The sequence below is a fragment of the Nocardioides kongjuensis genome, assembly GCF_013409625.1.
GTDB lineage: Bacteria > Actinomycetota > Actinomycetes > Propionibacteriales > Nocardioidaceae > Nocardioides > Nocardioides kongjuensis.
Genome location: NZ_JACCBF010000001.1, coordinates 1,217,681 through 1,232,101 on the forward strand (window position 1 = coordinate 1,217,681; position 14,421 = coordinate 1,232,101).

Consider the following 14,421-nt stretch of genomic DNA (forward strand, 5'->3'; position numbering starts at 1 on the left):
GTGAGCGGCTCCGTGCTGGGTAGGTTGTCCGAGCGCCGGAGGCATCGGTCCTGTCGGCGAGCACATCCTCTCGCTATGTCTTGGGAGTTCACATGAGGAAGATCAACGCGGTCGGGTGCGCCCTCGTGGCCACCCTGGCGGTCGGAGCGACCGCGCCGGCGTTCGCGCAGGACTTCGTCGGTACGCCGAGGAAGAACAGGATCGTCGGTACGCCCGGCAACGACCAGGTCCTCGGTCTCGGGGGCAAGGACAGGCTCTACGGCGGCGACGGCAACGACCGGATCGAGGGTGGCGCCGGCAACGACCGGATCCACGGTGGCAACGGCGACGACTACCCGCTGCTGGGCGGTGACGGCAAGGACCGGATCTTCGGCGAGGCCGGTGCCGACGAGATCCTCGGCGGAGCGGGCAACGACCGCATCGACACGGGCGACGGTGCCGACCGGGCCTACGGCAACGAGGGCGACGACCGGATGCGGTCGGGCAACGGCGACCCCACCCGCGTGATCACGACGGGCAACAACGTTCCGATCGGGTACGAGGGGGCGACCATGTCGGGCGAGTCGGGCAACGACCGGCTCATCGGCGGCGCCGGCAACGACTCGCTCTACGGTGGCGAGGACGACGACCGTCTCAAGGGGCGCGGCAGCGAGGACTACCTCGAAGGTGGTGGCGGCGACGACCGGCTCCTCGGCGGCGACGGCAACGACTACCTGATCGACGACGACTACGAGACCCTCGGGAGCGGTGACGACGTCCTCAGGGGCGGCGCCGGGAACGACGGCTTCGAGGTCTACTCCGGTCGCGACAAGGCTGTCGGTGGAGCCGGCGACGACGACTTCTTCAGCTTCGGCGCGGGTGAGGACGATCTGTTCAAGGGTGGGGCCGGCAACGACCGGTTCGGCTACAGCACCCAGCCGCTCAGTGGCCTGTTCAAGGCGGTCGGCGGCGGGGGCGACGACACCTTCTACGTCGGCGACCTCGACCGCGACGCCGTGGTCAGGCCGGGCGCGGGCAACGACAAGGTCTACGTCAAGAACCCGGTCAAGGGCATGCGGATCACCTGCGGCAAGGGTGCCGACACCGTCTACTTCAACATCAGGGTCAAGAAGGTGCGGACCAAGGGCTGCGAGAGCGTCGTCTACGGCAACGACGCCTTCCACTACGACCCCGACGGTTCCGTCCCGCTGCGCCACCGTCCCTCGCGCGGCTGACGCCGCCCGCATGACGTACGTCGACCACGACTCTTGGGAGAACAGATGAGGAAGATCAATGCCATCGGGTGCACCCTCGCGGCCACCCTGGCTCTCGGCACGGCGGCGCCGGCCCTCGCGCAGGACTTCGTCGGCACGCCGAGGAAGGACAAGATCACCGGGACCCCGGCTGACGACCGGATCCTGAGCCTGGCCGGCAAGGACAAGGTCTGGGGCGGTGACGGCAACGACCGCATCGAGGGAGCGGCCGGGAACGACCGACTCCTCGGCGGCAACGGCAACGACACCGTCTGGGGCGGCTCCGGCAACGACCGGCTCTTCGGCGAGGCGGGGCGTGACTACCTGTACGGCGAGGTCGGCAACGACCGGATCGACACCGGCGACGGCGTGGGCGTCGGGTGGGGTGGACCGGGCAACGACCGGCTCCGCGCCGGCAACGGCGACGCGAGCGTGCCGGACCAGGACCGGCCGGGCTACGTCGGCGCCAGCCTGCTCGGTGACGCCGGCAAGGACCGGATCGTCGGCGGGGGCACGAACGACGAGCTGTTCGGTGGAGCCGACGGTGACCGGCTCAACGGCAGTCTCGGCAACGACGTCGTCGCTGGCGGTGGCGACGACGACAGGGCCAAGGGCGGTGCCGGCGACGACGTGGTCGACGGCCAGGACGGGGACGACAAGGTGAAGGGTGGCGCCGGCAGCGACCTGGTGATCGGCGGCCCCGGTCGCGACAAGGTGCTCGGCGGTGCCGGCGACGACACGCTGCGCGACGGCGTCTCCTACGACCCCGGCCACAGCTACGGCACGTCGTTCTCCGGTTCCGGCGTGGTGACCAGTGAGGGCGACGTCTTCAAGGGCGGCGCCGGGAACGACACCTTCGGCAGCCAGGAGCCCGGTGGACTGCTGACCGGGCAGCTGAAGGCGCTGGGCGGCGCGGGCGACGACACGCTCTGGCTGGGCGACCTCGACGCCCACGCGGCGGTGAGGGCCGGGGCCGGCAACGACACCATCTACGTCAAGAACCCGGTCAAGGGACTGCGGATCAGCTGCGGGGCGGGCGCCGACGCCGTCTACTTCAACGTCAAGGCGAAGAAGGTCAGGACCAAGGGCTGCGAGAGCGTGCTCTACGGCAAGGACGCGTTCCACTTCGACCCCGCCGGGGTCATCCAGGTGTGGTGGCGCGCGATGCTCGGCTGACCGGGTCGGGTCGTGGTGACGGGGCGTCGGACCATCGGTCCGGCGCCCCGTCGGTGTTGACGGGGCCCGGGTTGTGCCAAAAGTAGAACCTGTTCTAATCTGGTCCAGCACACACTGTCGCAGACACAGGAGCTCCCATGAACCAGGACTTCGCCCCCGAGGTGACCGCCGTCCTCGACGGCGTGCGTGACCTCCTCCCGACCATCCGTGAGCGGGCCGAGGAGGGCGAGCGCCTGCGCGTCATCCCGGACGCATCGATCAAGGAGCTCGAGGAGACCGGCTTCTTCCGGCTGCTCCAGCCGAAGCGGTACGGCGGCCTGGAGGCCGACCCGGTCGCCTTCTACACCGCCGTGCGCGACATCGCCGCCGCCGACGGCGCCACCGGCTGGGTCTCCAGCGTGGTCGGCGTGCACCCCTGGCAGGTCGCCCTGTTCGCCGACGAGGCGCAGCAGGCCGTGTGGGGTGACGACCAGCGCGTTCGGCTGTCCTCGTCCTACGCCCCGACCGGCAAGGCCGTCATCACCGAGGGGGGCTTCAAGCTCTCCGGCAAGTGGAGCTTCTCCTCCGGCTCCGACCACTGCACCTGGGTGCTGCTCGGCGGCCTCGTGTTCAACGAGGAGGGGCAGGTCGTCGACTTCCGCACGTTCATGGTCCCGCGGGAGAAGTACCAGGTCGTCGACGTGTGGAACGTCGTGGGCCTGCGCGGCACCGGCTCCAACGACATCGTCGTGGAGGAGACCTTCATCCCCGAGGCGTTCACGCTGTCGATGGGGGAGACCGGCGCCTGCCGCGGACCGGGCCAGGAGGTCAACACCAGCGACCTCTACAAGCTGCCGTTCCACTCGATCTTCACCAGCACCATCGCCACCCCGATCATCGGCATGGCCAAGGGCGCGTACGCCGAGCACGTCGAGATGCAGCAGAAGCGGGTGCGTGCGGCGTACCTCGGCGAGAAGGCGTCCCTCGACCCGTTCGCCGCGGTCCGCATCGCCCGCGCCTCCTCGGAGATCGACGCCGCCTGGGCGCTGCTCATCAGCAACATCCGCGAGGAGCAGGCCCACGTCGCCAGGGGCGAGCAGATCCCGCTCGAGCTGCGGCTGCGGGTGCGGCGCGACCAGGTGCTCGGCACCGCCCGCTCCATCGAGGCGATCGACGCGCTGTTCGAGGCGTCCGGTGGCCGGGCGCTCGCGGAGGGCACCTACCTCCAGCGGGCCTGGCGCGACTCCCACGCCGGGCGCGTGCACGCCGCCAACGACCCCGAGCGCGCGCTGCAGATGTACGGCGCCCAGCAGTTCGGTCACAAGGTCGACCCGGGGATGTACTGATGAGCTTCGGCCAGGAGGAGACCCGTCGATCCGCGAAGGCGGGCGACATCACGCTCAACTACTACGAGGCCGGCCCCGAGGGCGGATCCGTGGTGGGCGGTGGCCTGCCGTTCGTGCTCCTGCACGGCGGCGGCCCCGGCGCCTCGGCGTGGAGCAACTTCGGCTCGGCGCTGCCGCGATTCGCGCAGAGCTTCCGGACGCTGCTGGTCGACCAGCCGGGCTTCGGCGCCTCCGACAAGCCCGAGGTGAGGGCCAACTACTTCCGTCACTCCGCGTCGTACCTCCTCAAGCTGCTCGACGAGCTGCAGATCGAGCGGATCCACCTGCTCGGCAACTCGCTGGGCGGCGGTACGGCGACCCGGTTCGCGCTGGAGTACCCCGACCGTGTCGGCCGACTGGTCCTGATGGGCCCCGGTGGCATGTCGGTGAACCTCTTCCACGCCGACCCGACCGAGGGCGTCCAGCGGCTGATGGACTTCAGCATGAACCCCAGCCGTGAGGCGCTGCGGGCGTTCATCTCGACGATGGTCGTCAACCAGGCCCTCGTCACCGACGAGCTGGTCGAGGAGCGCTTCGCCGACGCCACCGCGCCGGGCTCCCTCGAGGCGATGCGCTCGATGGGCGCCTCGTTCTGGAACCCGGAGTGGGCCGAGGACGGCATGCTGTGGCGCGAGGCGCACCTGCTGCGCAAGCACACCCTGCTGACGTGGGGCCGTGAGGACAGGGTGAACCCGCTCGACGGCGCGCTGGTCGCGCTCAAGCAGATCCCCAAGGCCCAGCTGCACGTCTTCCCCAACTGCGGCCACTGGGCGCAGATCGAGGCGGCCGAGGAGTTCGCCGAGATCTGCACCGCCTTCCTGGCCCGCCACAAGGAGCGTTCGTGACGATCGACATCAAGTCCATGGGCTACATCCGGGTCGCCAGCACCGACCTGGAGGCCTGGAAGACCTTCGCCGGCAAGGTGCTCGGCCTCGCCGAGGGCCGCGGCCCGAACCCGGACCACCAGTACTGGCGCATCGACGAGGTCTCCGCGCGCATCGTGGTGTTCCCCTCGGAGGTCGACCAGCTCGACTGCACCGGCTGGGAGCTCGCCGACCACCAGGCCCTGCAGGCCGCCCGCGAGCACCTGCAGAAGGCCGGCGTGGAGTTCGAGGAGGGCACGAGGGAGGAGCTCGACGAGCGCCGGGTCCAGGAGCTGATCCGGTTCCGCGACCCGTGGGACAACGTGTTCGAGCTGTTCCACGGCATCACCTACGAGGCGCGGCCCGTCGTGACGCCGTACGCCGCCACCTTCGTCACCGGCGAGCAGGGGATGGGCCACATCGTGGTGCCGGTGCTCGACGACGTCGAGGCGCTGCGGTTCTACACCGAGGTGCTCGGCTTCCGCCTGCGCGACTCGATGAGCATGCCGGGGGAGTTCGTCGGCAAGGAGCCCGGCAGCAAGGTCTGGCTGCGCTTCCTCGGCGTCAACCCGCGCCACCACTCGCTGGCGTTCCTGCCGATGCCCAACCCGAGCAAGTGCGTCCACGTGATGCTCGAGGTCGACAAGCTCGACCACGTCGGCCGGGCACTGGAGCGCGTGCGCAAGCACGGTGCGCCGCTCTCGGCGACCCTCGGGCGGCACATGAACGACGAGATGATCTCGTTCTACGTGAAGTCGCCCGGCGGCTTCGACGTCGAGTTCGGCACCGAGGGGATGACCGTCGACGATGCCCGCTGGGTGGCCCGCGAGTCGACGGCCGTCTCGTACTGGGGCCACGTGTTCGGCGGTCAGTGAGTGCCTACTAGCGTGAGTGGCGTGAGCGAGATCCCCGAGGGCATCAGCCCCGACGCGCGGGAGACCTGGCCGCACCCCGAGCTGATCCAGTCCTGGCTCGGGGACGCGGAGGTCGACTTCGAGCTGCGCCCCGGTGAGGAGGTCGCGGTCCACGACGACCCGGAGGCCCAGGCCGCCGCGCGCCGGTTCCGTGACACCCTCGGCTGCTTCGCGTCGGGCATCACCGTGATCACCACGATGAGCGGCGACGAGCCGGTCGGCATGACCTGCCAGTCGTTCGCCAGCGTCTCGCTCGATCCGCCGCTGATCACCTTCATCCCCGCGCGCAGCTCGCGCGCCTGGCCGGCGATCCAGCGCTCGGGCCGGTTCTGCGTCAACGTGCTGGCCGCCGACCAGGAGCACGTCTCGGGTCAGATGGCGACCAAGGGCATCGACAAGTTCGCCGGCATCTCCTGGGAGCCGGCGGCGGCGACCGGCTCACCCGTCATCGAGGGCACGCTGGCCCACCTCGACTGCACGATCCACGCCGTCTACGAGGGCGGCGACCACTTCATCGTGGTCGGCAAGGTGGAGCACCTCGAGGCGCACCCCGAGGACGCCGCGGCGACCGAGCCGCTGCTGTACTTCAAGGGCCGGTACCGCACCACCGATTCGTGACCCCGGCCCGCCGCGGGCGTTGATCCCTCGAGCACGACGGACCGGTCTGGGGGATCGATGAGGATGCGCAGGTCGCTCGGGGTGGTGGCCGCAGCCATCGCTCTCCTCACCGGCCTGCCGGTCGTCGCGCCGGTCGTCGCGCCGGCGCTCGCCGAGCCGCAGGCCGCTGAGCCCGGGCCGCCGGCGCCCGCCCGTCACGGCGCGGTCGTGCAGGACCTCGAGAGCCCGGCCGGGACGGCGTACTGGACCCGTCGCCGGATGCGTGCGGCGCTCCCGCTCGACCTCGACCCCAGTGGTGCCGTCATCACGTCCAGCGCCGACGCGGCGGCCCCGGCGCAGCCGGCGGTGACGCCGCCCGGCCTGCGCAGCACCGGGAAGCTGTTCTTCCGCGACCCGAGGACCAGCCAGGGCTACGTCTGCTCGGCGTCCTCGGTCAACACCCCCGAACGCAACCTCGTGGTGACCGCCGGGCACTGCGTCTACAGCACCCGCGACGGCTGCGTGCTGCTGTGCACGGCACGCCACTACTTCTCGGACTTCGTGTTCGTGCCGTCCTACGACCACGGCACGGCGCCCTACGGGCAGTGGACGGGGGTGCGGGCGATCACCCAGCAGGCCTGGATCGCCGACGAGGACGACGGGCACGACCAGGCCTTCCTCGCGGTCGCACCGGTGGGAGGCGTGAACCTGGTCGACGTCGTCGGTGGCAACGGCCTGGCCTGGAACTACCCGGCGCGGGAGGACGGCGTGCGGGTCGTCGGGTGGCCGGCGCAGGCGCCGTACGACGGACAGAGCCGGCAGGAGTGCAGCGGGGCGACCACGGTCTCGCAGGTCACCGACCCCACGGATGCCCAGATCTCCTGCCCGCTGACCGGCGGGGCGAGTGGCGGGCCCTGGTTCCTGCGGATGGCGAGTGCCGACACCGGGTTCGTCTTCGCCGTGACCTCACGCCGTCCGGCCGACGGCACGCCCCTGCTCTTCGCCATGCCCTTCGACTCCTCGATCGAGACCCTTCTGGCCGCCGCACGGAGCGCTGCCGTGCCGGTCTCGGCCCGGGTGCCAGCCCGACCGGGCGCGAGGCCCCGGCTGCGGCTGGTCGCCTCGGCCGCGTCGGTCGGCTTCGGCGAGAGCTACCAGCTGGTCGCCGAGACGCGCAGGGTGCGCCGGATCGTGCTGCAGGTGCGCACCGTCCCGGGTGCGCCGTGGCGGCGGGTCGCGCGGGCCCGTGTGCACCAGGGGGTCACGGTGTTCGACCAGGCGCTCCCGCCCGGGACCCGGTGGTACCGGGTCCGGGAGCGGGGCACCCGCAGGCACAGCAAGCCGGTGGTGGTGACCGTCGGCGCCTGCCCGCTGCCGCTGGACCGCAGTCCCGGGGTGGTGAGCAACACCCGCTGCACCAGCCCCGTCGGCTGAGCGCCGGGCCACGTCGTCGGGCACCATCGAAGGACTATGGGAAACACCGGCATGCACAGCCTGGACCCCACGGAGGACTTCGCGATCCGCCTCGTACGGCGCTTCCTCCTGCTCTGCGAGCACCCGCGCACGCGGCAGCGGATGCTGCGGCTGGTGCGCCAGTCGACGCAGGTGGGCCCGGACGCCCCGAAGCTCTACGGCTGGATCAACCGTGCGGTGCTGCACCCGCGGTTCCAGCCGGTCGTGGAGCGGCGGTCGATGTCGGCGATGAAGGCCGAGCTGGTCGCCTCGCAGCTGATCGGGCTCGCGATGACCCGCTACGTGCTGAAGATCGAGCCGCTGGCGTCCGCCCCGGTCGACGACGTCGTCGCGATGGTCGCTCCGGCGGTCAACGCAGCCCTGCAGGGGCCGGACGCGTTCACGGCCGTGGTGGGCGGCGACGCACCTGAGCCGGCGGTCGCCGCCCGACGACGGAGGCTGGTCAGAGCTCCACGGCTGCCCGGTGCCGGTGCGGTGCGCCGTACAGCTGCCCGAGTGCGTGTGCGCGCTTGAACACCAGGTGGGCGTCGTGCTCCCAGGTGATCGCGATGCCGCCGTGCAGCTGGACGCACTCGCTGGCGGCGAGGCCGGCCGTCTCGAGGGCGTACGACGCCGCCGAGTGCGTCAGGAACGCAGCCTCGGCCGGGTCGGTCTCCGCGTCGGTGAGGGCGTAGGACGCCGCCCAGCTCGCCGAGCGTGACATCTCCACGCGCGCGAGCACGTCGGCCATCCGGTGCTTGAGCGCCTGGAACGAGCCGATCGGGCGGCCGAACTGCACCCGCTCCTTGAGGTAGCCCACCGTCATCTGCAGCGCCCGGTCGGACAGCCCGACCGCGAGTGCCGCCACCGCCGCGGCGCCGACGAGCTCGGCCCGGGTCCGCGCTGCGTTGCCGTCGCCGACCACCGTCAGCTCGGCACCCGACAGGTCGAGGTGGGCCAGCCGGACGCTCTGGTCCATCGACTCGGCCCAGGTCGCGGTCGCACCGCTCACCTCGACCAGGTCGTCCCCGCGCACGGCCAGGATCACCTGGGCGCGGTCGGCGTCGAGGACCGGGCCGTCGTCGAGTGCGATGGTGGCGATCTCGCCCGCCGCGATGCCCGGGAGCAGACGCTTCTTGGCGTCCTCGGTGCCGCCGGCCAGCAGCGCCTCGGTGGCGACCGTCGTGGCGAGCAGCGGGCTCGGCGCGATGGTGCGGCCGATCTCCTCGAGCACCACGGCGGTCTCGAAGAAGGAGACGCCGACGCCGTCGTACTCCTCGGGGACGGCGAGTGCCGCCACCCCGATCTGCTCGCACAGCGTGGTCCAGAGCCCCTCGTCGTACCCCGTCTCCGAGGTCGACGCGGCACGTACCGCGGCCGAGTCGGCGCGCTTGTCGAGCAGGCCGCGGACGGTCGCCGCCAGCTCCGCCTGCTCCTCGCTGAGCTCGAACTGCATCAGGCGCTCCGGAGGGTCTGGAGGATGCGGGCGCGATGGTCGCCCGGCGTGCCCCAGGCGGTGACGAGTGCGCGGATCTTGGTGATCCACACGCTCAGGTCGAACTCCTGGGTGTAGCCGATCGCGCCGTGCACCTGCAGGCCGGTGCGCGAGGCGAGGTACGCCGCGTCGGCGCAGGCGACCTTGGCGGCCGACACCGCGCGCGCCCTCTCGCCGGTCGAGCCTGTGACCAGCGCGGCGCCGTGGACCAGCGGACGGGCGAAGTCGAGCGCGATCCGCACGTCGGCGAGCTTGTGCTTGATGGCCTGGTAGGAGCCGATCTCGCGGCCGAACTGCTTGCGCTGCTTGACGTAGGTCACCGCGTCCGCGAGCACTCGCTCGCCGGCGCCCAGGAGCTGGGCGGCGGTGGCGAGCACCGCGAGGTCGTAGGCCGCGTCGAGGTCGCCGTGCCCGACGGCCTCGCCGGGAGTGACGTCGAAGACGTGGCGGGTGCGGTCGACCGAGGTGTGGGCGGTCCCCGCGGTCGCGGCGTGCAGCGTGCCGTCGACGACGGCGTAGACCGCGTCGGCGACGTCGGCGTCGAGCGCACGGGGCATCGCGACCGTGGCGACGCCCTCGACCTCGGCGCCGAGCGCGATGGGCAGGTAGGCGGCCGACTCGACCCACGGGCCGGGCACGGCGTGGCGGCCGAGGGCCTCGAACGCGACGCAGACCTCGACGGGGGACGCCTCGGTGGCGAGCATGGTCAGGCCCTGCTCGGCGAGCCGCTCCCAGAGCCTGAGCCCGGCGGCGTGGTCGCCCTCGGCCCAGCTGCGGGCGGCGGTGACGGTGTCGGCTGCGGCCAGCAGGGCGTCGAGCGAGGCGGCGAAGTCCTGCTGGTCGGTGGTGAGCTCGAACCTCATGACTTCTGCACTCCCTTGGGCTCACGCGGCAGACCGAGGATCCGCTCGGCGATGATGTTGCGCTGGATCTCGTTGGTGCCGGCGTAGATCGGGCCGGACAGCGAGAAGGTGTAGCCGTCGAGCCAGCGGGACTCGAGCTCGGCGTCGGGGCCGAGCAGGTCGAGCGCGGTCTCGTGGAGGGCGACGTCGAGCTCGCTCCACCACACCTTGTTGACCGAGCCCGCCGCGCCGATGTCGCCACCGTCCTTGAGCCTGGTGACGGTGCCCCAGGTGTAGAGGCGGTAGGCCTCGGCCCGGAGCCACGCGTCGACGACACGGTCGGCCACGCGGGGGTCGGGCTTCTCGTCGTACAGCGCGAGCAGGCGGTCGGCGGCCGCGGTGAAGCGACCGGGGGAGCGCAGCGAGAGACCGCGCTCGTTGCCGGCCGTGCTCATCGCGACCCGCCAGCCGTCGCCCGGTGCGCCGAGCACGTCGGCGTCGGGCACGAAGACGTCGTCGAAGAAGACCTCGGCGAAGCCCTCCTCGCCGTCGAGCTGAGCGATCGGACGGACCGTCACGCCGTCGGCGTCCAGCGGGAACAGGAAGTACGTGAGGCCGGCGTGCTTCTGCGCCTCCGGGTCGCTGCGGAACAGGCCGAAGCCCCACTGGGCCAGCGCCGCACGCGAGCACCAGATCTTCTGCCCGTTGAGCACCCAGCCGCCGCGCTCGTCGTCACGACGGGCAGTCGACTTGAGGGAGGCGAGGTCGGAGCCGGCCTCGGGCTCGCTCCAGCACTGCGCCCAGACCCGCTCGCCGGTCGCCATCGAGGGCAGGAAGCGGTCCTGCTGCTCGGGGGTGCCGTGCTCGAAGATGATCGGGGCGAGGAGGAAGATCCCGTTCTGCGAGACACGCAGGGGTGCGCCGGCCCGGTAGTACTCCTCCTCGAAGATGATCCACTCCACGAGGGACGCCTCGCGGCCGTGGTACTCCTTCGGCCAGGACACGACCGACCAGCGCTCTGCGGCGAGCTTCGCCTCCCAGGCCTGGTGCAGGACGAAGCCGTCGGCGGTGTCGAGGGACGGCAGCGGCTCGGCCGGCACGTTGGCCGCCAGCCAGGCGCGAGCCTCGGCCTGGAAGGCCAGCTCGGACTCGCTCAGTTCGAGATCCATGTCAGTTCGGGTTCCTCATCGGCGTGGAGGTCGTCACAGTCGAAATGTAGGCCCGGGCGCTGCCCGAACCAAGCATTTGCTTGGTAGGGTACCAGCCATGAACCTGACCGAGGGGCCTGAGGACCGCGCTTTCCGCGCCGAGATCCGGGAATGGCTCGGCGACCACCTGACCGGCGAGTGGGCGGCGCTGCGCGGACTCGGCGGCCCCGGGCGCGAGCACGAGGCGCACGACGAGCGCCTGGCCTGGAACCGCCACCTCGCCGAGCACGGCTGGACCGCGGTCGGCTGGCCCACCGAGCACGGCGGCCGCGGCCTGTCCCTGTGGCAGCAGGTGATCTTCCACGAGGAGTACGCGCGGTCGAACGCCCCGGCCGGCGTCAACCACCTCGGCGAGCAGCTCCTCGGCCCGACGCTGATCGCGTTCGGCACGCCCGAGCAGCAGCAGCGCTTCCTGCCCGAGATCGTCGCCGTGCGCGAGCTGTGGGCGCAGGGCTACTCCGAGCCCGGCGCCGGGTCCGACCTCGCCAACGTGCAGACCCGTGCCCGCCTCGACGAGGCGACCGGCGAGTGGGTGGTCGACGGGCAGAAGGTCTGGACGTCGCTGGCCCACCTGTCCGACTGGTGCTTCGTCGTCGCTCGCACCGAGGCTGGGTCGCAGCGCCACCAGGGACTGTCCTTCCTGCTCGTGCCGCTGCGCCAGGACGGCGTCGAGGTGCGCCCGATCGAGCAGCTCACCAGCGGCTCGGAGTTCAACGAGGTCTTCTTCACCGGCGCCCGCACCGCGGGCGACCTCGTGGTCGGCGAGCCCGGACGCGGCTGGGGCGTGGCGATGGGCCTGCTCGGTTTCGAGCGCGGCGTGTCCACCCTCGGCCAGACCGTCGGGTTCGCCCGCGAGCTCGAGACCGTGGTGGCCCGCGCGAAGGAGAACGGCTCGATCGACGACCCGGTCGTGCGCGACCGGCTCGCGGCCCTCAAGACCGAGCTCGCCGTGATCCGCAGCTTCGCCCTGCGCGCGCTGGCGCTCGTCGAGGGCGGCCAGGACTCGGCAGCCGGCGGTGGCGCTGGCTCGATCTTCAAGCTGGCGTGGGCGACCTGGCACCGCACCCTCGGCGAGGTGGCCATGGACGTCGCCGGCCGCGGTGGCCTGCTGACGCGCGGCGGGTCGTCGTACGACCTCGACGACCACCAGCGACTCTTCCTCTTCTCGCGTGCTGACACGATCTACGGCGGCAGCGACGAGATCCAACGAAACATCCTCGCCGAGCGCGTGCTCGGCCTACCGAAGGAGCCCCGCGGATGACTGCGATGCGACCCGAGCAGCCGACCCCCGACTACGTCCCCGGGCACGACCTGCTCGCCGGGAAGGTGGTCGTCGTGACCGCCGCCGCCGGTGCCGGGATCGGTGCGGCCGTCGTGCGCAGGGCGCTGGAGGAGGGTGCCAGGGCGGTCGTCTTCAGCGACACCCACGAGCGTCGCCTGGCCGAGGCCGAGGAGGCGCTGGCCGCCGAGTTCGGCGCCGACCGGGTCCGCCAGCTGGTCTGCAACGTCACCAGGGAGGAGGACATCGCCGCCCTGCTCGACGCGGCCGAGGAGTTCGGCGGCGTCGACGTCATGATCAACAACGCCGGCCTCGGCGGCACCGACTCGATCCTCGAGGTCACCGACGAGACCTGGAACCGGGTCATCGACATCACCCTGACCGGCACCATGCGGGCGACTCGCGCGGTCGGCCAGCGCTTCGTCGCCGCCGGCAAGAAGGGCGTCATCGTCAACAACGCCTCCGTCATCGGCTGGCGCGCGCAGGAGGGCCAGGCCCACTACGCCGCCGCCAAGGCCGGAGTGATGGCGCTGACCCGCTGCTCCGCGCTCGACCTCGCGCCCCACGGCATCCGCGTCAACGCGGTCTCGCCCTCGCTGGCCATGCACCCGTTCCTCGAGAAGGTGACCTCGCCCGAGCTGCTCGTCGAGCTCAAGCAGCGCGAGGCCTTCGGCCGCGCCGCCGCTCCGTGGGAGGTCGCCAACGTGATGGTCTTCCTCGCGAGCGACTACTCGTCGTACCTGACGGGCGAGGTCATCTCCGTCAGCAGCCAGCACGCCTGAGCTCGTCCACCCCTCTACGCAAGGAGTCCTGTCATGGCTGAGGCCTACATCGTCGACGCGGTCCGCACCGCGGTGGGCAAGCGCGGTGGCGCGCTCGCCGGGGTCCACTCCGCCGACCTCGGCGCGCACTCGCTCGCCGCCCTCGTCGAGCGCACCGGGATCGACGCGGGTGCGGTCGACGACGTGATCCTGGGCTGCTGCGACACCATCGGATCGCAGGCCGGCGACATCGCCCGCACCGCCTGGCTGGTCGCGGGCCTGCCCGACCACGTCCCCGGTGTCACCATCGACCGCCAGTGCGGCTCGTCCCAGCAGGCCGTGCACTTCGCGGCACAGGGCGTCATGTCCGGCACCCAGGACCTCGTCGTCGCCGGCGGCGTGCAGAACATGAGCGCCATCCCGATCTCGGCCGCGATGATGGTCGGCCAGCAGTACGGCTTCACCACGCCGTTCGCGGAGTCCCCGGGCTGGATCAAGCGGTACGGCGACCAGGAGGTCAGCCAGTTCCGCTCGGCCGAGATGATCGCGGAGAAGTGGGACGTGTCCCGCGAGGACATGGAGAGGTTCGCGCTGGCCTCGCACGAGCGGGCCAAGGCGGCCATCGCCGAGGGCCGGTTCGCGAGCGAAATCGCGCCGTACGTCCTGGAGGACGGCAGCGTCTTCGACACCGACCAGTGCCCGCGCGACACCTCGCTGGAGAAGATGGCCGGGCTCGAGCCGCTCGCCCCCGGCGGCCGGATCACCGCCGGCGTCGCCTCGCAGATCTGCGACGGCTCCGCCGCGGTGCTCATCGCCTCCGAGCAGGCCGTCAAGGACCACGGGCTGACGCCCCGGGCCCGGATCGTGCACCTGTCCGTGCGCGGCGACGACCCCGTCTGGATGCTCACCGGCCCGATCCCGGCCACGAAGCACGCGCTCGCCAAGGCCGGCATGACGATCGACGACATCGACCTGTTCGAGTGCAACGAGGCCTTCGCCTCGGTCGTGCTGGCCTGGATGAAGGAGACCGGCGCGCCGCACGAGAAGGTCAACGTCAACGGCGGAGGCATCGCCCTCGGACACCCGATCGGCGCCACCGGGGCCCGCCTGATGACCACCCTCCTCAACGAGCTCGAGCGCACCGGCGGCCGCTACGGCCTGCAGACCATGTGCGAGGGCGGCGGCCAGGCCAACGTCACCATCATCGAGCGTCTCTGAAATCCCTGCGCGTCACCGCG

The 14,421-nt window shown here is 71.6% G+C and carries 14 protein-coding genes; 11 read left to right on the forward strand and 3 right to left on the reverse strand.

The annotated features are described in order from the left end of the window. Nucleotides 1-92 precede the first annotated feature (92 nt). The 8 genes from BJ958_RS05760 (at nt 93) to BJ958_RS05795 (ending at nt 8,132) form a co-directional block, all read left to right on the forward strand. Nucleotides 93-1,214, forward strand: coding sequence for a calcium-binding protein (locus BJ958_RS05760; protein WP_179725957.1), 1,122 nt, complete (start codon nt 93-95; stop codon nt 1,212-1,214). 45 nt (nt 1,215-1,259) lie between these two features. Continuing rightward, the gene (locus tag BJ958_RS05765) at nt 1,260-2,408 is read left to right on the forward strand and encodes a calcium-binding protein (protein WP_179725958.1); all 1,149 of its coding nucleotides are present in this window, start codon (nt 1,260-1,262) and stop codon (nt 2,406-2,408) included. Nucleotides 2,409-2,545: 137 nt separating this feature from the next. Beyond that, on the forward strand, nt 2,546-3,733 hold the full coding sequence (gene hsaA, locus BJ958_RS05770; protein WP_179725959.1) for a 3-hydroxy-9,10-secoandrosta-1,3,5(10)-triene-9,17-dione monooxygenase oxygenase subunit: 1,188 nt from the start codon (nt 2,546-2,548) through the stop codon (nt 3,731-3,733). After that, a complete protein-coding gene (hsaD, locus tag BJ958_RS05775; RefSeq protein WP_179725960.1) occupies nt 3,733-4,617 on the forward strand; it encodes a 4,5:9,10-diseco-3-hydroxy-5,9,17-trioxoandrosta-1(10),2-diene-4-oate hydrolase in 885 nt (294 codons plus the stop codon). The genes hsaA and hsaD overlap by 1 nt, the downstream gene beginning before the upstream one ends. Continuing rightward, nucleotides 4,614-5,510, forward strand: a complete 897-nt coding sequence (hsaC, locus tag BJ958_RS05780) for an iron-dependent extradiol dioxygenase HsaC (RefSeq protein ID WP_273517196.1) — start codon at nt 4,614-4,616, stop codon at nt 5,508-5,510. Before hsaD ends, hsaC begins: the two co-directional genes overlap by 4 nt. A 21-nt stretch (nt 5,511-5,531) precedes the next feature. Further along, nucleotides 5,532-6,167 (forward strand): flavin reductase, encoded by a 636-nt coding sequence (locus BJ958_RS05785; protein WP_273517198.1) that lies wholly within the window; start codon nt 5,532-5,534, stop codon nt 6,165-6,167. Between the two features lie 63 nt (nt 6,168-6,230). Beyond that, complete coding sequence (locus BJ958_RS05790) at nt 6,231-7,580, forward strand: trypsin-like serine peptidase (protein WP_179725961.1); 1,350 nt, start codon at nt 6,231-6,233, stop codon at nt 7,578-7,580. Between the two features lie 51 nt (nt 7,581-7,631). Continuing rightward, nucleotides 7,632-8,132, forward strand: coding sequence for a TetR/AcrR family transcriptional regulator (locus BJ958_RS05795; RefSeq protein ID WP_179725962.1), 501 nt, complete (start codon nt 7,632-7,634; stop codon nt 8,130-8,132). On the opposite strand, the gene BJ958_RS05800 is transcribed toward BJ958_RS05795, so the two are convergent. Genes BJ958_RS05800 through BJ958_RS05810 form a run of 3 tightly spaced genes read right to left on the reverse strand, consistent with a single transcriptional unit; the run spans nt 8,062 to nt 11,104 of the window. Continuing rightward, a complete protein-coding gene (locus tag BJ958_RS05800; RefSeq protein WP_179725963.1) occupies nt 8,062-9,054 on the reverse strand; it encodes an acyl-CoA dehydrogenase family protein in 993 nt (330 codons plus the stop codon). The genes BJ958_RS05795 and BJ958_RS05800 overlap by 71 nt on opposite strands. Next, on the reverse strand, nt 9,054-9,956 hold the full coding sequence (locus BJ958_RS05805) for an acyl-CoA dehydrogenase family protein (protein ID WP_179725964.1): 903 nt from the start codon (nt 9,954-9,956) through the stop codon (nt 9,054-9,056). The genes BJ958_RS05800 and BJ958_RS05805 overlap by 1 nt, the downstream gene beginning before the upstream one ends. Continuing rightward, nucleotides 9,953-11,104, reverse strand: coding sequence for an acyl-CoA dehydrogenase family protein (locus tag BJ958_RS05810; RefSeq protein ID WP_179725965.1), 1,152 nt, complete (start codon nt 11,102-11,104; stop codon nt 9,953-9,955). Before BJ958_RS05810 ends, BJ958_RS05805 begins: the two co-directional genes overlap by 4 nt. A gap of 97 nt (nt 11,105-11,201) precedes the next feature. On the opposite strand from BJ958_RS05810, the gene BJ958_RS05815 reads away from it, so the two are divergent. From BJ958_RS05815 to BJ958_RS05825, 3 genes are read left to right on the forward strand one after another with little or no spacing between them, the layout of a single operon-like run. Then, on the forward strand, nt 11,202-12,404 hold the full coding sequence (locus BJ958_RS05815) for an acyl-CoA dehydrogenase family protein (protein ID WP_179725966.1): 1,203 nt from the start codon (nt 11,202-11,204) through the stop codon (nt 12,402-12,404). Further along, on the forward strand, nt 12,401-13,204 hold the full coding sequence (locus tag BJ958_RS05820) for an SDR family oxidoreductase (protein ID WP_246319010.1): 804 nt from the start codon (nt 12,401-12,403) through the stop codon (nt 13,202-13,204). Before BJ958_RS05815 ends, BJ958_RS05820 begins: the two co-directional genes overlap by 4 nt. A gap of 33 nt (nt 13,205-13,237) precedes the next feature. Beyond that, nucleotides 13,238-14,401 carry an acetyl-CoA C-acetyltransferase gene (locus tag BJ958_RS05825; RefSeq protein WP_179725967.1) on the forward strand — a complete coding sequence of 388 codons (1,164 nt, stop codon included), beginning with the start codon at nt 13,238-13,240 and terminating at the stop codon, nt 14,399-14,401. Nucleotides 14,402-14,421: the final 20 nt, after the last annotated feature.